We start from the raw sequence: 21,058 nt of genomic DNA on the forward strand, positions 1-21,058 counted from the left end.
AAACCAAATTATAAAAGGCAAAGTATTTAGGTACTATACCAATCTGCTTGAATATGGGGTTTATTTAACTCGTTAAATTATTCAAATAGTTATGCAGATTAGTATCAAATGCTTTGCTGTTAACAATAGGAAATACCATGGCAACGAGTCCACACACACAAACATTTAAAGATGTAAACGAAGAGCAACTTCCTGTTGCTAATAATAAGCTTCACGGCTGGAAACATTTTGCAGGGCTATATGCCGGCGAACATGTTGCGGCTACTGAATTTGTTATTGGCGCAACGTTTGTTGCATTAGGCGCTTCAACCATCGACATTCTACTGGGTTTATTAATAGGTAACCTGTTAGCAATGTGTTCTTGGTGGCTAATTACTGCACCCATTGCAGTAGAAACCCGCTTAAGTTTATATAACTACTTAAACAAAATTGCTGGTAACTCTATGACCAAGCTCTATAACTGGGCTAACGTGGTTATTTTTAGTGTTATATCGGCCGCGATGATCACGGTATCCTCCACCGCCGTGCGGTTTTTGTTTGATATACCAGCGCAACTTGATTGGTATCCAAATAGCTTTTGGTTTGTAGCCATTGTTTTAGCTGTTGGCTCTATTGTTGTGTTTGTTGCTATGTATGGCTTTTCTACGGTTGCTGACTTTTCGAAACTGTGTGCGCCGTGGCTATTTGTTATATTTATTGCAGGTTCGTTCGCGTTATTCCCTGAACTTTCAAATCACGTATTAGGTTCTACTTCTTTAACTAGCTTTAGCGACTTTATGACCATAGGCGACTCCTCCATATGGACGGGCACCAATGCCGATGGTGAAAAGGGCATAGGCCTATTAGAAGTGATTGGCTTTGCATGGGCTGCTAACTCAATTACTCACTTTGGTTTAATCGACATGGCTATTTTTAGATTTGCTAAACGCAAAAGCTATGGCTTATTTTCTGGTGTGGGCATGTTTTTTGGTCATTACTTAGCGTGGATCTCTGCCGGTATTATGGGCGCAGGTGTTGCGGTATTACTTAAAACAACTATTTCATCACTTGATCCGGGCGATGTTGCATACCATGCATTAGGTTGGACTGGTTTTGTTATTGTAATTATTGCCGGTTGGACTACAGCTAACGCAAACCTTTACCGCGCAGGCCTTGCAGCGCAATCTATATTTGTTAATCAATCACGTGAACGCACCACCGCTATTGTGGGTGTTGTAACCGTAATTATTGCGTGCTTCCCGTTTGTATTTTCACAAATGCTTCCGCTACTTACCTACGCAGGCTTATTAGTTGTTCCAGTAGGCGGCATTGTGTTTGCTGAGCATGTGTTATTTCCTAAAATTGGCTTAACTCGTTACTGGGCTAAATATAAAAATATTACCCGCAGCGTACCGGCTATAGCATCTTGGGCGTTAGCGCTTGTGTTTGGCTTTGGTTTAAACGCTATTGATGTAATGTCGTTTTACTACTTGTTTATTCCTACGTGGATTTTCACAATCGTTATTTACACGCTATTAGCTAAAAAATACGGAGCCGATGAAGATTACACACAAGAGATTGCAGCAGAAGAGCAAGAGCAACGTGATATTAAAGAGTATCAAGCTGCTGAAGCGAAAGACATTCCAAAGCCAGTAATTGATAGCTCTGTATTTACCAAAGTACTTAATGCAGTTTCTACGGTTTCACTGATTATTATTTTTATATTTGCCAGCCAGGTAATGTTTTTCAGTGAAACTATGAGTATGTACAGCGCTAATAAATCGCAGTTCGAAATAGCCTGTTTTATTTGTACTGTTATTTATTTTGTTACTGCGTACTGGTCGTTAAAACGCCATAAAGTACTCAATACAGCATCGTAATTACTTATCGTAATACAGTATCGTAATTTATATTTTATTTTTGTTTAGTAAGGTCGCACCATGACGCAACATCAACACACTGACGCTCTAGTTACAGGGCTAAACCAACAAAGCTTGGCTCAATTACCAAGCCATGTTGATACACCAACCTACGACCGTAGCGCAGTTAAAGCCGGTATTGTTCATATTGGCGTGGGCGGTTTTCATCGTGCTCATCAAGCGGTATATGTTAACGAGCTTTTAAAAACCCCAGGCTCTGAGCAATGGGGCATATGTGGTGTTGGTCTTTTAGAGGGTAACCGTGGTCTGCGTGATATTTTAAAGCAGCAAGATTACCTTTATACGCTTACTGTTAGACACCCAGACGGTACAATAGATAACAAAGTAATTGGTTCAATGATCGACTTTTTGTTTGCTCCAGAGGACAAACAAGCGGTAATTAATAAGTTAGCGCACAGCGATACTAAAATTGTGTCGCTTACTATTACCGAAGGCGGCTACAACTTTAACCCTGCAACGGGCGAGTTTGATTACAGCAATCCTGATATTATTAACGACATTAATAACCCGAACGACCCAATTACAGCGTTTGGTTACATTACTGCTGCGTTAAAACTGCGTAAAGAGCAAGGTTTAGGCGCATTTACAGTGCAGTCGTGCGATAACATTCAGCACAACGGTAACGTAACACGCAAAATGCTTTTAGCCTTTGCTACAGAGCAAGACAAAAACCTAAGTGAGTGGATTGAGCAAAACGTATCGTTTCCAAATGCGATGGTTGACCGTATTACACCGGTATCTAAAAAGAGTGATATTGATTACGTGGTTGATGCATATGGTGTTAGCGACGAGTGGCCAATTACTTGTGAGTCGTTTACACAATGGGTAATAGAGGACACATTTAGTGACTCTCGTCCAAATTGGGATGTTGTTGGTGCACAGTTTGTTACTGATGTAACGCCTTATGAAACCATGAAAATACGTTTACTTAATGCAGGGCATTCTGTACTTGGTTTATTAGGTTCAATCCATGGCTACGGCACTATTGACGAAACGGTATCTGATGAATTATTTGCCACATACCTACGTGCTTTTATGGATAAAGAAGTAACGCCAAATCTTGAACCACTTGAAGGCATTGACCTTGAAAGCTACAAAGATACGTTAATAGAGCGTTTTGCTAATCCTAATATTAAAGATAGCCTAGCGCGTATTTGCAGTGAAAGCTCAGCTAAATTGCCTAAGTTTTTAATTGCCACAATTAACGAAAACCTAGTACAAGGTCGAGATGTGTCACTGGCAACGCTTGTTATTGCTACTTGGTGCTTATACAGCGATAAAGGTTTAAGTGAAAACGGCGAAAAGCTTGAAATTCAAGATGCGATGCACAAAGAGCTTAATTCTTACGCTCAAGAGACTCAAACTAGCCCGACTGCATTTTTAAAGTTAACGAGCTTGTTTGGTAAGCTTGAGCATAACGAAGCATTTACTGCTGAATATAAAAAGTCGATTGCTGCGTTGTATGCACCTAATAGTAAAATTAAAGCCATTATGCAGGCTGTACTTGATCAAAAGAGTAACTAATTATGAGCATTTTAATTAATCATAAATCAAGTGAAACCGTAAGTGTTAGCTGTTTTGGCGAAGTGCTGTGGGATTGTTTTGATTCAGGTAAACGCTTAGGTGGCGCGCCACTTAATATGTGTGTGCGTATTAACTCACTAGGCATTAAAGCCGATATGATCAGCGCTGTTGGTAACGACGAGTTAGGCGCTGAGCTACTAGGCGAAATTACTAGCAAAGGCGTAAGCTGCGAATACATTGCTATCAATAGTGATAAAAAAACTAGCACGGTTGAGGTAACGCTCGACAGTGGAGGTTCTGCAAGTTATGAAATAGTTGCAGACACTGCGTGGGATAATATAGCGCTTACAGATGAGTTACTTAGTAAAGTTAAAAGTAGCGATGTATTTGTATTTGGCAGCTTAATTGGGCGAAGCGAAGCGTCTTTAGCAACATTAAATCAATTAGTTGATGTAGCAAACTTCAAAGTGTTTGACGTAAACCTGCGTGCACCGCATTACAAGCTAGAAACACTTGTAGATTTAATGAATAAAGCAGACTTTATTAAATTAAATGATGAAGAGCTATACGAAATAGCAAAAGCGATGGGTTGTAAGTTTCATTCGCTTGAACAAAATTTAGCGTTTATTGCACAGCAAACAAATACCGATTACTTATGTGTAACCAAAGGTAGCCACGGTGCTTTGTTAACAATCAAAGGCGATAATTTTTATAATTCAGGTTATTTAATTAGCGTAATTGATACTGTTGGCGCAGGGGATTCGTTTTTAGGTTCGTTAATATATCAGCTTTGTAGCAACGACGACGCGCAATATGCCGTTGACTTTGCATGTGCTGTTGGCGCTATGGTCGCCGAAAGCTCTGGTGCAACACCTACTTTAACGCATCAACAAATTAGTGAGTTTATGAACCCACTTTAAAAAAACATTGTGTGTGAAAGCGGTTATACGTAAAAGTTTAACCGCTTTTTTTGTGCCTAAAATAAGACGTAGGCGATAAGTGAGTGTTAAGTGTGCATGTTGCGTAAATAGTGACTTATATCGATTATTGTATTAGCTAAACGTCTTATTGTTAGGGTTATGACGCTTTGATAAAATCGTCGATTATTCACGGATTGAACAGGCGGGGCGACACACATGCGCTCTATAACACACATACAAAAAGAGAAACGTGCTTTATGATCATCTTTTTTATCTGCCTTACCATTTTAATACTGGGCTATAAGTTTTATAGCCCATTTGTTGAAAAGCAAGCAGGCTTGGATTCAACCGTTGATACACCACAAAAACGCTTTAGCGAAGGTGTTGATTACGTAGCTATCCACCCTGTAAGAGCATTTTTAATTCAGTTTTTAAACATAGCAGGCGTAGGTCCAATATTTGGCCCAATTTTAGGTGCTTTATACGGACCTGTTGCATTGGTATGGATTGTACTTGGTAATGTTTTAGGTGGTGCTGTACACGACTTCTTCTCAGGTGTAATGAGTATAAAAGAAGATGGTAAAAGCTTACCAGAAATCGCAGGCCATTATTACAATGTGGTATTTAAAGGCTTTATGCTTATATTTACTGCCATGCTACTGTTTTTTGTAGGTGTAGTATTTATTATGAGCCCTGCAGGTTTGTTAAGTAACCTTGATTTTTTTGAAGGTACAATACTGGCAAATAACACCTTTTGGGTACTTGCTATTTTAGCGTATTACTTTTTAGCTACCTTGCTACCAATTGATAAAATAATAACAAAGTTTTACCCAATTTTTGGTGCGCTAATGATTGTAATGACAGTGGCAATTGCTATTTCATTACTTATTAATGCGCCGCACTTGCCTGTTCCAAGTGACTTTTTAGCTTACTTTGAAGCTGACCACGCACATGACTTTTTAGAACCAAACCCAGATGGGTTACCAACGTGGCCATTGCTATTTATAACAATTACCTGTGGTGCTATTAGTGGTTTTCACTCTACTCAAGCGCCAATTATTGCGCGCTGTTTAACTAACGAAAAATACGTACGCCCAGTTTATTACGGCGCTATGATGTGTGAAGGTATTGTTGGTTGTGTATGGGCACTTGCAGGTATTGCAGCGTTCCCAGATGGTTACGCTGGCTTAAAAGCATTGCTTGATCAAGGTGGTCCAGGTTTAGTTGTAAACCATGTAGCTAACAGTTACTTAGGTGTATTTGGCGGTATAATGGCAATTATTGCAGTAGCCGTTTTCCCGATTACTTCTGGCGATACAGCGTTCCGCTCACTACGTTTAACCGTTGTTGATGCGTTTAATATTCCGCAAAGTTTACGTAACCGCTTATTGGTAGCGGTACCTATACTTGCTATTGCATACTTTATGACGAAACTCGATTTCTCGTTAATTTGGCGCTACTTTGCATTTTCAAACATGCTGCTTTCTACAAGCGTATTATGGCTTGCCACTAAGTACTTGTTTGACCGTGGAGCATTCCACTGGATTGCGAGTGTTCCTGCTGTTATAGCAACAGCGGTAACGGTTTCTTATATTGGCACTGCAGCAATTGGTCTTAACTTATCAAGCGATTTAGGTAAACCTATTGGCGCTGTAGTGACAGTGATTGGCTTAATTGTTTTAGCAATTGTGCACTCTAAGCATAAAGTTAAACCAACAGCGGTTTAATAATAATCACATAAGTTATTTCTAGCATTAAAAAAGCGAGCTATTCATAATGAATAGCTCGCTTTTTTTTGTGCACTAAATTTAGGTATTACTGAGTTGCAAGTTCAAAGTAACTGTTATCGTCGAGCGTTTTGCTTATCATCATAGCGCCCTCAAGCAAGCTCACTGTTTGAATAGCCGCTTTAGTAGGGTTAAGCTCACCATTAGCTAGGTGCGCAGCGCTAAGCCATGTTAGGTTTTGATTAAAAAAGCGTTTTACTTCAAGGCGTACTTTATCTGGAAGGCTATCGCTTTCGGCTCCTAGTAACCCACATAAACACATTTTTCGGTCGGTAACTAAAGCACTTCTAAAAAGCTGAGTGTACACATCAATAGGATTTTTACCGCTAGCTTTAAGCTCGCTTGGCTCGCCTAACGCAGCTAAAAAAGAATTTGTATATTGATGAGCAAGCTCTGCACCTAAATCGGCCTTAGTCGGAAAGTGATAGTGCACACTGGCGCTTTTAATTCCAACTTCGCTGGCAAGCTCTCTAAAGCTAAAATTGCTGTACCCGCCAAGGCGTACCTTGTTTTCAGCTGCTTTTAATAAAGCTTCTTTTTTACTCATTTTTAATATTTCCTATCCGTAGCAATACCAATTTTATTAAAACATGATCATTCTATCGCATTAAATAACTTACTAACTGCGTTAAAAATTACTCATATAGAACAACTATATGTCATAATTTTCGCCTTGTTATTGCGCTATTTTCTTAGCGTAATAATAGGTCACCTATTTAATGCAATTGGTATAGTAAAATTATCGACCAGTAGGTAGTTATTTACAAGCGATTTTATTTTTAAGCAACCCCCTAATTTTACAATGAATTAAGTTAAATCCTATACATCAGAAAAATTTAAACGTTGACTTAAATTTAGTTTAATATTATAAATTACCTATCGGTAGGTAGGTTTCTGCCACTAATTCACTTTTAAACAATAAAGATAGAGATTGCTATGAAAATTTATGATGTAGAAAACTTTCCAAATCCACTTCGTGTTCGTATCGCTTTAGCTGAAAAAAATGCCACTTCAAATGTTGAGTTTGTACCTGTTGATTTATTAAATGGTGAGCACAGAACAGAAGCCTTCTTAGCTAAGAATCCACTAGCAGGTGTGCCCGTATTAGAGCTAGATGACGGCACGTTTATATCAGAAAGTACCGCTATTACTGAGTATATTGATACCGCATTTGAAGGCCCGTCATTAATGGGTGAAACCGCAAAAGAGCGAGCAGTAATTAACATGATGCAAAAGCGTGCAGAGTCTATGGTGCTTGACGCTGTGGCAACTTACTTTCATCATGCAACTGATGGCTTAGGTCCAGAGCTTGAAACGTATCAAAATGTGGCTTGGGGTGAAAAACAAGGTGAAAAAGCACGCCAAGGGTTTAGCTATTTTAATGATGTACTAGCGCAGTCGGCGTTTGTTGCTGGTGAGCAGTTTAGTATTGCTGATATTACATTGTATGCTGGGCTGGTATTTGCTGGATTTGCACAAATAGCAATCCCGAATGAGTTAACTCATTTATTAGCATGGCAAGAAAAAGTAGCAAAACGCCCAAGTGTTGCGGCGTAATTAGTTTAAAGTTTAAGTGGAGTTACGGTTAGGAGCCAAATATGAAAATTGCTGCCGATTTTAGTAAACGAGTTGTTGTACACAGCGAAACGCTCCCGTGGGTTGCATCGCCAATGGCGGGCGTTGATAGACGAGCACTGGACCGTGTGGGTGACGAAGTTGCTCGCGCCACGACCATTGTTCGTTATGCACCAGGCAGTGAATTTTCGCCGCATGTACACACCGGCGGTGAGGAGTTTGTTGTACTTGAAGGGGTATTTCAAGATGAGCATGGTGACTTTGTGGCAGGTTCTTATATCCGTAACCCACCGCAATCAAAGCACAAACCGGGGTCTGAAAATGGCTGCGTTATATTTGTAAAGTTATGGCAGTTTCAGCCTGATGATAGAACCCACGTGCGTTTACAAACGGACTTGATGCAAAGTACGGCGCACCCTAGTTTTAAAAATGTAGCTGTAACTCCTTTGTACAAAGACGACTTTGAAGACGTAAGCTTGTTGCACTTTAAGCCCAACGCCAGCATGGTTATAAACGCAAAAGGTGGAGCAGAACTGCTAGTACTTGAAGGTTCATTTGATGAGCAAGCCGATACCTTTGTAAAAAACAGTTGGTTAAGAGTGCCTATTAATAGCTCCATTAACGTTAAGGCGGGAAGTAATGGCGCAAAAGTATGGCTTAAAACGGGCCATTTAACTGATGTAGAAAACCAGATATCTCGCGTACAAAATGCGTAAATCAGTCGTTTATTTGAGATTATTTATTGATTTAGTTCAGGACTAATTAATTTTAGAAGGTGTACTTTTACCGCTCAGCCTATTTAAGGAGAGCAGTAATGGTACACACAACACATGGTTTATCGATTGGTCTTGAACGTGCAGGAAGAGAGTTTTTTTTAAAACTTAAAGCCGTTGGTACGCTTACTCACGACGACTACAAAATAATTACCCCAATGATAAATTCAGCTCTTGGCGAAGTTAAGCATCCAGTCGTGAACGCCTTAATAGATGGTAGCGAACTTGAAGGTTGGGAACTACGCGCAGCGTGGGATGACTTAAAGTTAGGTGTTAAGCACTCTAAAGAATTTAAAAAAGTAGCTATTTACGGTAATAAAGAGTGGCAAGCTCGAATGGCAAAAATAGGTAACTGGTTTATATCGGGTGAGGTTCAATACTTTGAAAATGCTACCGCAGCCATAGATTGGCTAGACGAATAGCCTGGTTTAAAAACTTAAATTAAAGCACTCTTATAGAGTGCTTTTTTGCTCTATAGGTAACGTTATTAAGTAGTTACATTCGCTTTATTTCAATTGTTAATACTGCTCTATTAAAATACACTCATTATTATTGAGCAAATTACATATTATAAAAACAATGAAACAAGTACTTACCTTTATTACATTCCTGATATTTTCTACATCAATACATGCAAAAGATAACAACATATTCACGCCAGTTAGCGATCTTTTTTTAGCTGTTTCTAACGTTGATCACTCGCAAATGCGTGCAGCCGTTGATGATTCATTTCTACTTTTAGAACACGGTGAAGTGTGGACTATTAATGACTTTATAAATGTAGTTAAGCCTTCTGACTTTATAAGAACTAATTATTTTAGTGTTATAAATTCGCGTGTAGTGGGTGATGTTGCATTTATTAATTACTGGAATAAAGCCAATATTAAAAACACTCAAAGAAGTATTGATATTTATTGGTTAGAAAGCGTTGTTGTATCAAAAGTGGGCGATAAATGGTTGTTATCGCAAATGCACTCTACTCGGTTACCCCAAGATGAAATACCTAAAGGTGTCACCTTTATAAAGCAATAGATATAACTCTAATTTAAAGCCCTGTAATATGGGGCTTTAATCGTTTAAATTACATCAGCCAACTCAGGTAATGCCCCTTTAGGGCTAATGTCGGCACTCTTTAGGCGCAATGCCAAAGGTTTGTTTAAATAGGCGACTAAAGTGGCTCGCGCTATTAAATCCAACATCAAAGCAAACTTTGCTAATTGCATGGCCTTGTAGTAATTGAGTACGCGCTTTTTTAAGTCTTAATTGTTGCTGCCAAAGGGCTGGGCTAGTGCCAAATGCGAGTTTAAATTGCTTATAAAACTTACTTCGGCTCATACATGCTATTTTGCATAAGGTATTTATGTCGAGCGTTTCACTTAAGTGTTCTTCAATATAAAGCAGGGCATCGCTGACTTTTGTTTTAAGGCGTGGCTTATCGCAGCTAGCTAGCAATAGCTCGCGGCTTTGTTGTTGTAATAAACGGGTGATCAATTCGTTCAACGACAAATCAATCAAGTAATGTCGCTGTGCGCCTTGCTCACTAAATAAATGCACCATGCGCTCTAATAATTGCTGCGTTTGAATATTATGTTGGGTATGTACTAACTGAGGTACATATTCAAATAAGCCATCGTGTGCAAAGTTTTGCTGCATGTTAAGTGCATTCGCCACGCTCGTTATTTTATCTGTGCTAATTTCAATGGCTAAACAGGTGGTTGGGGCGTGCATTGATGCTTGTGGAAAATCAATTAAAACACCTTGCTCTGGCGCTAATACAAACGACTCGTGTGGTAAAAATGCTTTATGGTATTGGCTGCTTTCTACGTGCATTACCTTTTTGCCGCTAAGCATGGCACAAAACAGCAGCTCGTTTGAGTGCAGTGCTACCTTTTGCGCGCTTTGATACGTGTCGTAAATACTCAACTCACTGCTATCTGCAGCGAATGTGACTTTATTTTCTATTAATACATCAAGTTGTTGGCGTTTTTTGTTTAACTGAGATGTGTGCATATCAATCCTTTAGGTTTTTATTAGTTTGGACTCACAGACAACTTTTGTGGACAGCTAATCAAGTTTTTAGGTACTTGTTAGTTTAATGTCAATCAACATTGATTAAATATAAAGCATTTTGTTTTATATAAATGTTCGACCTTTAGCTAACAACAATAAAGAGAGCACACACATGATATATGCAAATCCAGGTAGCGATGGCGCACTCGTAAACTTTAAACAACAATACGGGAACTACATTGGTGGAGAGTGGGTGAAGCCAGTAAATGGCCAATACTTTGATAATATAAGCCCAGTAAACGGTAAGGTATTTTGCCAAATACCGCGTTCAGACAAAGACGACATAGAGCTGGCTCTCGATAAAGCGCATGCAGTGCGAGAGCAATGGGGCACAACGTCGGTGACCGACCGAAGTAACATACTGCTAAAAATAGCCGACCGAATTGAGCAAAACCTAGAGTTACTAGCTGTTGCCGAAACATGGGATAACGGTAAAGCAATTCGTGAAACACTCGCTGCTGATATTCCGCTAGCGGCAGATCACTTTCGCTACTTTGCAGGGTGCCTACGATCGCAAGACGGCACTATAGGTGAAATAGACGCAACCACCGTTGCGTATCATTTTCACGAGCCACTAGGTGTGGTTGGGCAAATTATTCCGTGGAATTTCCCTATTTTAATGGCCGCCTGGAAACTAGCGCCAGCACTTGCTGCAGGTAACTGTGTAATTTTAAAACCGGCTGAGCAAACACCAGCTTCTATTTTAGTTTTAATGGAGATAGTTGGCGATTTACTCCCTGCAGGCGTATTAAATATAGTAAACGGCTTTGGTAAAGAAGCTGGTGAAGCACTGGCAACAAGCAAGCGTATCGCTAAAATTGCATTTACGGGTTCAACGCCTGTGGGCTCACATATTTTGAAATGCGCTGCTGAAAATATTATTCCTTCAACGGTCGAGCTCGGTGGTAAATCACCTAATATATTTTTTAATGATGTAATGGAAAAAGACGATGCGTTTTTATCCAAAGCTATTGAAGGCGCCGTGCTTGCTTACTTCAATCAAGGCGAGGTGTGTACGTGCCCATCAAGGTTGTTTATTCAAGAAGACATTTACGAGCAGTTTATTGAGCGAATACTCGAACGTACCTTAAAAATTAAACGCGGAAACCCGCTAGACAGCGAAACTATGGTTGGCGCACAAGCTTCAAAAGCGCAATTTGATAAAATACTGAGCTACATTGAAATAGGCAAAAAAGAAGGCGCTGAAGTACTCACTGGCGGTAATGTAGAGCAGCTAAGTGATGACTTAAACGGTGGTTACTACATACAACCTACGTTATTAAAGGGCACAAACGATATGCGTGTGTTCCAAGAAGAGATTTTTGGCCCCGTTATTTCAATGTCGACCTTTAAAGATGAAGCTGAAGCCCTCGAGCTTGCCAATAGCTCTGAGTTTGGTTTAGGTGCCGGTGTGTGGAGCAGAAACATGAATCGTGCTTATCGTATGGGTCGCAAAATAGAAGCAGGGCGAGTGTGGACTAACTGTTATCACATGTATCCAGCTCACGCTGCGTTTGGTGGTTATAAAAAATCAGGAATAGGGCGCGAAACGCACAAACTCGCACTTGAGCACTACCAACAAACTAAAAACCTATTAGTGAGCTACAGCGAAGATCCGCTCGGCTTCTTTTAAATAAAGAGCCTAAGCTTTAAATAAACAACCATTAAGTAATAATGCCAGCGCTACCTATTTGTAGCGCTTTTTTTATAGGCAATCAACCGTTGGTAACGGCCATATAGTCCAACATTTTAGCGTTGCAAAAAATAACATTATAATGACGGTGTTTACGAGTCCTACTTAAAAACGCTAATTTAGCGAGTATAGAGTGGTGTAAATATAAGGAGCCTTTAAATAATATTTTTATCCTTCCTCAATTGAGTAAATTTCTATTTGTAGATCATTACCAGAATAAAGTGCCGCAATGCATCTAATCCACTAAATATGGACTTTTTCAAGCTTCTTTATTATCAAAATAATTAGGTTAGCTTTTCTAATGTTTGTATTAACTGCTTAGCCCACTATATTTACTTCTTGTTTACAGTTGTTTTTTCGTTGTAAGCAAATAACCTGAAAGTTTTTATAAGAACGATAGGTCTATTAAATTGATAAAACGGCGATATTGCTTATCTCCATTGTGCTTGTTTATCAAAATATGAGTGTTTTTATACCAATTCGCTTAATTAAGTGATTTATTTTGAGTATGGAAAAACGTGTTGATAGCTAGGCAAAAAATTCGCTATTTAGTTGTTCTAAATGAGAATTTTTTAACGCAGGTAGCGACACGTTTAGTCCCGCAAAATGATTAAGTATTATTGCGGATTGGTATTATTAACAATCATTGATAAAACAAGAAAAAATATTTTAATCCGGAGCATAAAAATGAAAAAAGTAAATTTAACTAAGGCTTTATTAATCGGCGCATCAGCAGCAGTTCTAAGCGCAGGCGCAGTAGCTGGTCCTAATAGTCAATTAACTGTTGCAGAAGGTGCTTCAGCAAAAGTACAAGAGCAATTTAAAGGCTGGGTAGCCGGTGATAAAGTTCGCGGTCGTAAAGATAAATGTTTTGGTATTGCTTTAGCGGGTGAAAATGATTGTAAAGCAGGTGCAGGAACAAGTTGTGAAGGTACTTCAACGACAGACTTCCAAGCTAATGCATGGACATATGCACCTAAAGGTGTATGTGAATCAATTGTAACTCCTAATGGTAAAGGTTCGCTTGAAGGTTAATAAAGCAGGTTTTCCCCAGCACATTGTTGCTGGGGAGCAATTAGGCGCGGGTCTCAGTTTAAAACCAGAACATCTTAACGACATTTTAGCTTTACCCGTAGAGCTGCCATCTACAAATAATAATCTTTGGTTTGAAGTGCATACAGAAAATTATTTTGTGGCAGGTGGTCCTCGATTAAATTATCTCAGAGCTGTACGTGAAAACTTTGATATTAGTTTTCATGGTGTTGGCGGCTCGTTAGGCTCTGATCATAAAGCTATGCTTGCTCATACTAAACGGGTAAAAGCGCTAATTGATGAATTTCAGCCAGTGCTGGTATCTGAACACGCTGTATGGTCTAAGTCGGATGGCAAATATTTTGCAGACTTAATGCCGTTACCTCGCACCCAAGATGCACTTGCGTCTTTAATTAATGGTATTGACTGTTACCAGGCGGGCATAGGTCGGTCAATATTAGTTGAAAATCCAAGTAACTATTTAGATTTTATAAGTGATATGGATGAACCTCAGTTTTTAGTTGAGGCAGCGAAGCGTACTGGATGCGGCTTACTTATCGATATTAATAACTTATATATCAGTAGTAAAAACACGGGTATTGATGCGCTTGATTATTTAAAGCAGATCCCTGCTGAGCTTGTTGGAGAAATTCATATTGCAGGGCACGATCCTGATCCAGCTCTTGGTCAGTCACTATTGATAGACAGCCATGGCGCACCAGTGGCAACGCCTGTTTGGGATTTGTTAGAACAAGCAATTGGGATATTTGGTCCGCGACCAGTACTTGTTGAGCGAGATGCGAATATTCCATCGTTTGAAGAGCTTATGATCGAGCGGGAAACTGCGCAAAGCTATTTGAATCAAAGTGAGCTACAAAGTCGCTTAAATATATCTCATAAAGAAGTGGTTCGCTGATGAGTACCAACCAATATATTGATGCTTTTACTCGCTATTTGCGAACTGGCGATCCAAGTGAAATGGAGCATTTTTGCGAAAATCCATCGCATATTAAAAGGTTAGCTGTGTATCGTAACGGGTTTTATAAAGGCTGTGTTGATGCATTAATAGCTAACTTTCCTATGTGTGAAAAAAAAGTAGGTAGTGAGAACTTTCGTAAAATGGCACGACTTTATGTTGACCGTTTTCCGCCAGAGCAGGGCACTTTGGTGGGGTACGGACTAAGCTTTCCTGGCTTTGTAGCCGATTTGATTAAAGATGGTGAGCTTGAAAATAAACATATTTTAGAAGTTACTGAAAATCAGCAAAGCACATCAAATTTATACATGAACTTTGTTGAGATTGCGCATTTAGATTACGCATGGTTAATGAGTTTGATGAGCGCTGATTCAGCTGAAATTTTAACTATAGAATATGTTACTCAACTAATGGAACAAGGTATTGAGCTTACTGAACTCAATGTAAAGCTCAATCCCAGCGTGCTGTTGCTTAGTGTGAGTGAAAGCGCTTTTTTGGAATGGATTTCGCTAAAAACAAATAATAATGATGGCGTTGTAACTAAATCCTCTGCTGAGGATTTTATTATGTTATGGCGTTTGCAAGGTGCGGTGCAAGCCCGCTCTCTTTCTATCGCAGAAGTTGCACTTATGCAGGCTCTACAAGGTACAGGTAGGTCTTTAGGAGATGCTTTTGATGCAGCAATAACGGTAGATGAAAACTTTGAGGTGAGTGATGCATTTACAGCATGCTTACAAAATGAATTATTAGAAATCCAAATCAATTAGTACACATTACAAGAGTAGGAATAAATATGGGCATGATAAAAAAAATACAACAACTGTACGTGCAGATGGGAGAACAGTTATCGCGGTTCTTAGAACCTATTGCACTGTTTTTTCTTCGTTTTATGGTGGCTAAAGTATTCCTCGACTCTGGATTGAGTAAATGGGATGGCTTTTTACAATTTAATGTTGATAAATACGACCTATTTAAATATGAATTTTTCTGTCCTGATCCTGTTAGAGAAGGTGCTTTGCAGCTTTGTAATCCTCAAACCTTAGATTATGTTGATGGCTCATTTCTTGTAAAAGTAATTGAAACGCTTGCTGTGGTTGCTGGTGTTGTTGAAGTGTTACTCCCAATATTACTGATTATCGGTTTGTTTTCTCGCTTTGCAGCGTTAGGCCTTATTGGTATGACACTGTTTATTCAGCTTGCAGTTTTTCCTACACTCGATCATTGGATTAATCCTGCATCGTGGTGGGCTGTTTCATTATTAGTGATTTTTGCTCGTGGACCTGGCTTTTTGTCTATTGATAAGTTACTTGGTTTAGACGCAAAACGTGCAGCAGCTAAATAAGCTTTTATATATTAAACGTTAAACGTAACCGGCACGCTAATATCACTTAGGTGCCGGTTATTATTTAGATTAAAGTTAAAAATACACTTATACAAATTAACTCAATAAATTGTGCTGATTTAATATAGCTAACCCCAACCCTGATATTTTCTAATAAAAATACCAAGCCATGCCTAATAGGATTTCCCAATGGAAATAGGATTACTCATTCTTCTTTTCTCAGTTAGTGCTTACGCTATGCTAGCTAAAAAGCTGTCCACAACCATTATTACCGCACCAATGGTATTTTTGGGTATTGGTTTTGCGGTTTCTCAACTTGGGTTTATTAGTATTGGAGACGCACATGAAACCGTATATTTAATAGCAGAAATATCGCTAGTTGTATTATTGTTTTTAGATGCTTCACAAATAAACCTACGAAGATTAAAAAGGCAAAATACGTGGCCTCTAAGAATGCTATTGATAGGTTTGCCGTTGAGTATTTTGATTGGTACAGGCTTTGCTTATTTATTCTTCCCACAGTGGCCTTGGGCAATGCTAGCCCTAGTTGCGGCAATTTTAGCACCTACTGATGCAGCTTTAGGTCAAGCGGTTGTTAGTAATGAGAGCGTACCTTTAAACGAGCGACAAAGTCTATCTGTTGAAAGTGGTTTAAATGACGGGCTAGCATTACCTGTCATATTATTTTTTGCCAGCATAGTTGCTATGGAAACCGGCTCTCAAGAAAATGAAATGTCATGGTTAGTGTTTGGATTTAGCCAAATATTTATAGGTATTTTGGTTGGCGCATTAATGGGATACTCGAGCGGACGTTTATTTTTATACTCTGAGTCAAAAAAAATATCGTCGACTATATATGAAGGGATTGGCGTTTTAGCACTTACCGGCACATCATATTTAATGGCTACTTTAATGGGTGGAAATGGATTTATATCAGCGTTTGTTGCAGGTTTAGCTTTTGGTAATAGTGTAAAAGGGCATTGCCGATTTATATACCAATTTACTGAAAGCGAAGGGCAAATGTTAATATGGTCTTCGTTTGTTATTATTGGGCTTGGTTTACTGCCTTCAGCTATTGAGCATTTAACCTTCCCCGTTGCTGGTTATATTCTGGTAAGTATTTTTATAGTGCGCCCTCTTGCTATTTACCTATCGTTAATTGGTACAAAAGCTAAAGTATTAACAAAAGTGTTTATGGGGTTTTTTGGACCTCGAGGTCTTGCCACAGCGCTTTTTGCACTTATTATTTCTAAAGATATTTTAGGCGAATACGGCCACTCAATACTTATAGTTGCGATTAATGCAGTGTGGATGAGCACGTTAATACACGGTATTGCAGCAGCACCTATGGCTAATTGGTATGGCGCTAAAATTAAAGTGCTAAAAATTAAATCAAGAGAGCTCGCTAGGTTAAAAAACAGAAAGTAGCAATTGAACCAAAATAGGAACTCAGCTATGGTTTGTGCACAAATAGAATGAATTTAACGCGGGTGTTTTTGTAAACTCGGTTATGGCACGGAGAGCTTAAGTGAATTTCCCAGAGCTAGAAACAGCACGTCTGATACTTACTAGCTTATCAGCAAGCGATAGTGAAGCACTTCTAAATATCTATTCAGATGCAGAAGTTGTTAAATTTTACGATATAGAGGCTTATAAGTCAGAAGCTCAATCAGCTAAATTAATTGATTTTTTCAATGCTCGCTTCACTGGGAATATTGGTATTCGATGGGCTATTCGTCTAAAGGCTACAGGTAAGTTAATTGGCACTTGCGGCTTTAATACATGGAACCAAAAGATGAAAAATGCCAGCATAGGGTACGAAATAGCTTCTGAGTATTGGGGGTGTGGGTTTGCCTCTGAAGCATTACATGAGGTTATTAATGCTGCATTCTCAAATCAACTTCTATTCGGTGAACTATACCGAATTCAAGGAGATACTATGATTGGTAATCTTGCCTCAGAGTCGGTCTTGAAAAAGCTAGGCTTCAAAGAAGAAGGTATTCGCCGTGCAAGTGGTTACTGGAAAAATGAGTTTCATGACTTGAGGTGCTATGGGTTATTAAAGCCTGAATTTAAACAATAATTACAAAGTATAGAAGTTACTCCTACCGCAGCTCTATTTTGGTAAATAATTAAATGGATTTTTATGACTATAAAAAAAACAACAACCAACTATGTATTACTCGCTGCTTTTCTAATATCACCTATTGTTAATGCAGCTAAAAACCAAGCATTACCAGTCACGCCAGAGCAGTGGCGCAGCATAACAGATCGCGATATTAACGCGGCTTATAGTATTACCGCACATAATCACCCTGGTATGTTTGATGTTAATAACCCAACTTTCCCTGATTTATTAAATCAAGCAAAAGCGGAGGCACTTACATTGTCGGCTCAAGCGAGTGGGCCGCAGGCGCATGTAGCGGCAATTGCGCGCTTTAGCACTATTTTACAAGATGGTCACGCTGGTGCGTTTTCAAGTGTAGATAGACCCGCGCGCCGCTGGCCGGGCTTTAGAACTGTATGGCGAGGTGATGCGCTAAAAGTGTATTACAGCGAAACCAGCAATATTAGTAAAGGCGACGTTGTAAGCCAATGTGATGGGCAAAGTACCGATACCTTAATGCGTGAGAGAATATTTAAGTTTCATGGTGAAGTTGCACAACCTGGGCATTGGTGGCAGCAAGGTTGGCGGTTACTAATTGACGAGGGTAATCCATTTTTAACCCCTCTAAAAAAATGTGAATTTGTTAAAGCCAATGGCGATACCTATACACACGTATTAAATTGGTCAGTAAGGCCTAAGTCAGCAAGCAGGCATTTAGAAAATGCTTATAACGGTGATGAACTCCCCATTGATTTAACGTGGCCTGAAAAAAACATTGCTTGGATTGCTATGCCTAGCTTTTCATCAACCGATAAACAAACTGCTGCTTACAATAAAGTGTTTGAAAAAATAAAACAGCAGCGTAGCAAGTTACTTACTGCAAAAGCCGTGGTATTAGATTTGCGTCATAACCAAGGTGGCTCATCTTATTGGAGCTCACAAATAGCCAAAGAATTATGGGGTGAAAAGGTAGTAGAACAAAAAGCAAATGATAAATCTCAAAACACGCAAGTGTGGTGGAGAGCATCAAAAGATAATACCGACCATGTAGTGTCTTTATTAGAGATTGTAAAAGATCAGCCTGAATTATTGAAAATAGTTAAAACCGTAGCAGCTGGTATGGCTTTATCACTTAAAAATGATGCCCCATTTTATGTAGAACAAGAAACTAATACGCTAAATAATATGCCACAAAATCCTTTAACTACTGACTTTAAAACCAAAGTGTTTGTTATAGTGCCGCCGCAGTGCGCCAGTGCTTGTTTAGATGCGCTTGATAAGTTTAAGCTTTTTGAAAATACAACGTTATTCGGTGCGCCAAGCAGTGCTGATTCTATGTATATGGAAGTACGCTTAGCTGATTTACCTTCAGGGTTGGGGAAAGTGATTGTACCTAACAAAGTATACGTAAACAGAGCGCGAGGGGCAGGGTCTTACTACAAGCCAAATATTGCATATAACGGCATTGACTGGACAACTAATGTGTTGCTTGAGCAGATTAAAAATCTGTAACTTGTATTAGTAACTCAAGCGAGCAACTAGGTTATTACTTTGTAAATACACTCAATTGTTCTTCAAGCCAAAGCATAAATGCACTTACTCGTTTAGGTAAGTGACGCCTATTCGGGTATAAAATATTGATTGGTAGGTCGGGCATAGCGTATTGAGGCAAAACTTGGACAAGTTCGGCAGATTCCAAATGTTTACTAATACCATGAATAGGGGTTTGAATAAGCCCAAAGCCATTTAGTGCGGCGCTTAAATATGCCTCTGAGGAGTTAACAGTAAGCTGGCTTTTCATCGTCATTGATTGCAATTGATTATTGCTATCTAAATATTCGAAACCCGGATCAGGGATACCAAGTGTTTGACTGTAGCGAACAATGTAATGATTTTTTAAATCTTTTAGAGTTTTAGGTAAACCATGATTTTTTACATAATAACGGCTTACGCAATTTAAAACTTTAAAGCTTCCTAATCGCCGAGCAATTAACGATGAGTCGGTAAGTTCGCCCACTCTTACTACGCAATCAAATCCTTCTTTAATGACATCTACTCGTCTATCGGAGCTGCCAAGTTCTATTTCAAGATTTGGGTGCATTTTTAAAAACGAACTTAAGTTTGGAATTATGGTATCTCGACTAACAGCTTGTGGCATATCTACACGTATTCTGCCTGTTAAACCTTTATCCTCAGTTACAAATAAATTTTTTAAATCGTCAGCGTCACTGATAATTCCCAGTGCACGTTGATAAAATAGCTCACCGTCTGAAGTCATATTTACAGTGCGTGTAGTACGGTGTAATAAACGCGTATTTAATGTACTTTCGAGCATGGTTACTGCTTGCGATACACTTGACTTAGGAAGATTTAAGCTTGTTGCTGCTTTAGAAAAACTACTGAGTTGCGCTACTTTAATAAAAATACGTATTGCGTTTAGGTCTTTCATAATACCGTTTATTGTTCGTTTATTTTGAACAGTGTAACTCTTTTCAGCCTGTTTATCTTTGTTGCTTGAAAAAATATACTGGCTTGGAAGTTATTTAATTCCCCGCTTTTATTTTCAACAGGATATAACAATGAACAAACGAATTGCAGTGATCACCGGTGGTAATCGTGGGCTTGGTAAAAGCACGGTGCTTTGCCTTGCAAAGCAAAGTATCGATTGCATTTTTACTTACCGTAGTCATGAAAAAGAAGCAAAAGAGGTTGTAAAGCAAGTACAGGATCTAGGCTCTAAAGCGGTTGCATTGCAATTAGATGTAAGTGATATGCTCGGCTTTGAGGATTTTGCACAGCAACTACAAAATGTCCTGCAGACTCATTGGCAACAAAGTGAGTTTGATTACTTAATTAATAATGCAGGGGTGGGGCTTACTAGCAGTTTTGCAGACACAAGTGAATCAACTTTTGATACGTTAGTAAATATTAACTTAAGGGGAGTATTTTTTGTTACCCAAACGTTGTTACCCTTTATAAAAAACGGTGGTCGTATTATTAATTTATCAAGTGGTTTAACGCGTTTTTCATTACCCGGTCATATTACTTATGCAATGACCAAAGGTGCAATAGAAGTAATGACAAGGTATTTAGCTCAAGAACTTGCACCTAAAAATATTGCGGTAAATGTTGTAGCCCCTGGTGCAATTGAAACCGACTTTGGTAATGGCGTCGTTCGTGATAACGATGAAGTAAATGCGTTTATTACATCACAAACGGCAATGGGCAGAGTTGGTGTAACAGACGATATAGGGCCTATGATTGCTAACTTATTAGCGGACGAAAACCGTTGGATGACAGGCCAACGACTTGAGGTATCGGGCGGTATGTATATGTAATC

General features: G+C 39.0%; 20 protein-coding genes. 17 read left to right on the plus strand and 3 right to left on the minus strand.

What is annotated here, in order from left to right; genetic code table 11:
• The first annotated feature begins 137 nt into the window (after window positions 1-137).
• From I6E80_RS03415 to I6E80_RS03430, 4 genes are all read left to right on the plus strand, one after another.
• Complete coding sequence (locus I6E80_RS03415) at window positions 138-1,859, plus strand: cytosine permease (RefSeq protein ID WP_024597785.1); 1,722 nt, start codon at window positions 138-140, stop codon at window positions 1,857-1,859.
• A 60-nt stretch (window positions 1,860-1,919) separates the two neighbouring features.
• Complete coding sequence (locus I6E80_RS03420; protein WP_024597784.1) at window positions 1,920-3,443, plus strand: mannitol dehydrogenase family protein; 1,524 nt, start codon at window positions 1,920-1,922, stop codon at window positions 3,441-3,443.
• A gap of 2 nt (window positions 3,444-3,445) precedes the next feature.
• Window positions 3,446-4,363: a carbohydrate kinase gene (locus tag I6E80_RS03425; protein ID WP_076924267.1), complete on the plus strand. Its 918-nt coding sequence runs from the start codon at window positions 3,446-3,448 to the stop codon at window positions 4,361-4,363.
• Between the two features lie 257 nt (window positions 4,364-4,620).
• Entirely contained in the window at window positions 4,621-6,090 is a 1,470-nt protein-coding gene (locus I6E80_RS03430; protein ID WP_024597782.1) for a carbon starvation protein A, read from the plus strand.
• Between the two features lie 88 nt (window positions 6,091-6,178).
• On the opposite strand, the gene I6E80_RS03435 is transcribed toward I6E80_RS03430, so the two are convergent.
• A complete protein-coding gene (locus I6E80_RS03435; protein ID WP_024597781.1) occupies window positions 6,179-6,697 on the minus strand; it encodes a TetR/AcrR family transcriptional regulator in 519 nt (172 codons plus the stop codon).
• A gap of 389 nt (window positions 6,698-7,086) precedes the next feature.
• Between I6E80_RS03435 and I6E80_RS03440 the strand changes: the two genes are divergently transcribed.
• The 4 genes from I6E80_RS03440 to I6E80_RS03455 all read left to right on the plus strand — a co-directional run bounded on the left by I6E80_RS03440 (window position 7,087) and on the right by I6E80_RS03455 (window position 9,530).
• Window positions 7,087-7,707: a glutathione S-transferase family protein gene (locus I6E80_RS03440; RefSeq protein ID WP_024597780.1), complete on the plus strand. Its 621-nt coding sequence runs from the start codon at window positions 7,087-7,089 to the stop codon at window positions 7,705-7,707.
• A gap of 41 nt (window positions 7,708-7,748) precedes the next feature.
• Window positions 7,749-8,441 (plus strand): cupin domain-containing protein, encoded by a 693-nt coding sequence (locus I6E80_RS03445; protein ID WP_101163233.1) that lies wholly within the window; start codon window positions 7,749-7,751, stop codon window positions 8,439-8,441.
• A gap of 98 nt (window positions 8,442-8,539) precedes the next feature.
• Window positions 8,540-8,920 (plus strand): STAS/SEC14 domain-containing protein, encoded by a 381-nt coding sequence (locus tag I6E80_RS03450; RefSeq protein WP_002960091.1) that lies wholly within the window; start codon window positions 8,540-8,542, stop codon window positions 8,918-8,920.
• A 157-nt stretch (window positions 8,921-9,077) separates the two neighbouring features.
• On the plus strand, window positions 9,078-9,530 hold the full coding sequence (locus tag I6E80_RS03455; RefSeq protein ID WP_024597778.1) for a nuclear transport factor 2 family protein: 453 nt from the start codon (window positions 9,078-9,080) through the stop codon (window positions 9,528-9,530).
• Between the two features lie 84 nt (window positions 9,531-9,614).
• Here I6E80_RS03455 and I6E80_RS03460 read toward each other — a convergent pair whose 3' ends face one another.
• The gene (locus tag I6E80_RS03460; RefSeq protein ID WP_197184799.1) at window positions 9,615-10,508 is read right to left on the minus strand and encodes an AraC family transcriptional regulator; all 894 of its coding nucleotides are present in this window, start codon (window positions 10,506-10,508) and stop codon (window positions 9,615-9,617) included.
• A 172-nt stretch (window positions 10,509-10,680) separates the two neighbouring features.
• Here I6E80_RS03460 and I6E80_RS03465 point away from each other — a divergent pair, with 172 nt between their 5' ends.
• The 8 genes from I6E80_RS03465 to I6E80_RS03500 all read left to right on the plus strand — a co-directional run bounded on the left by I6E80_RS03465 (window position 10,681) and on the right by I6E80_RS03500 (window position 19,230).
• Window positions 10,681-12,201, plus strand: coding sequence for an aldehyde dehydrogenase family protein (locus I6E80_RS03465; protein ID WP_197184800.1), 1,521 nt, complete (start codon window positions 10,681-10,683; stop codon window positions 12,199-12,201).
• Window positions 12,202-12,948: 747 nt separating this feature from the next.
• The gene (locus tag I6E80_RS03470) at window positions 12,949-13,296 is read left to right on the plus strand and encodes a DUF2282 domain-containing protein (RefSeq protein ID WP_076924258.1); all 348 of its coding nucleotides are present in this window, start codon (window positions 12,949-12,951) and stop codon (window positions 13,294-13,296) included.
• Window positions 13,286-14,209: a DUF692 domain-containing protein gene (locus I6E80_RS03475; RefSeq protein ID WP_197184801.1), complete on the plus strand. Its 924-nt coding sequence runs from the start codon at window positions 13,286-13,288 to the stop codon at window positions 14,207-14,209. Before I6E80_RS03470 ends, I6E80_RS03475 begins: the two co-directional genes overlap by 11 nt.
• Window positions 14,209-15,036 carry a DNA-binding domain-containing protein gene (locus tag I6E80_RS03480; protein WP_197184802.1) on the plus strand — a complete coding sequence of 276 codons (828 nt, stop codon included), beginning with the start codon at window positions 14,209-14,211 and terminating at the stop codon, window positions 15,034-15,036. The genes I6E80_RS03475 and I6E80_RS03480 overlap by 1 nt, the downstream gene beginning before the upstream one ends.
• A 32-nt stretch (window positions 15,037-15,068) precedes the next feature.
• Window positions 15,069-15,611 carry a DoxX family protein gene (locus I6E80_RS03485; RefSeq protein WP_231616707.1) on the plus strand — a complete coding sequence of 181 codons (543 nt, stop codon included), beginning with the start codon at window positions 15,069-15,071 and terminating at the stop codon, window positions 15,609-15,611.
• A gap of 189 nt (window positions 15,612-15,800) precedes the next feature.
• Entirely contained in the window at window positions 15,801-17,039 is a 1,239-nt protein-coding gene (locus I6E80_RS03490) for a sodium:proton antiporter (RefSeq protein ID WP_197184803.1), read from the plus strand.
• Between the two features lie 100 nt (window positions 17,040-17,139).
• Entirely contained in the window at window positions 17,140-17,694 is a 555-nt protein-coding gene (locus I6E80_RS03495) for a GNAT family N-acetyltransferase (protein ID WP_197184804.1), read from the plus strand.
• Between the two features lie 63 nt (window positions 17,695-17,757).
• Window positions 17,758-19,230, plus strand: a complete 1,473-nt coding sequence (locus I6E80_RS03500) for a S41 family peptidase (protein ID WP_197184805.1) — start codon at window positions 17,758-17,760, stop codon at window positions 19,228-19,230.
• Between the two features lie 34 nt (window positions 19,231-19,264).
• On the opposite strand, the gene I6E80_RS03505 is transcribed toward I6E80_RS03500, so the two are convergent.
• The gene (locus I6E80_RS03505) at window positions 19,265-20,167 is read right to left on the minus strand and encodes a LysR family transcriptional regulator (protein WP_169060758.1); all 903 of its coding nucleotides are present in this window, start codon (window positions 20,165-20,167) and stop codon (window positions 19,265-19,267) included.
• A 130-nt stretch (window positions 20,168-20,297) separates the two neighbouring features.
• On the opposite strand from I6E80_RS03505, the gene I6E80_RS03510 reads away from it, so the two are divergent.
• A complete protein-coding gene (locus I6E80_RS03510) occupies window positions 20,298-21,056 on the plus strand; it encodes an SDR family NAD(P)-dependent oxidoreductase (protein WP_076924250.1) in 759 nt (252 codons plus the stop codon).
• Window positions 21,057-21,058: the final 2 nt, after the last annotated feature.

This window comes from Pseudoalteromonas sp. NSLLW218 (assembly GCF_015864775.1).
Taxonomy (GTDB): domain Bacteria; phylum Pseudomonadota; class Gammaproteobacteria; order Enterobacterales; family Alteromonadaceae; genus Pseudoalteromonas.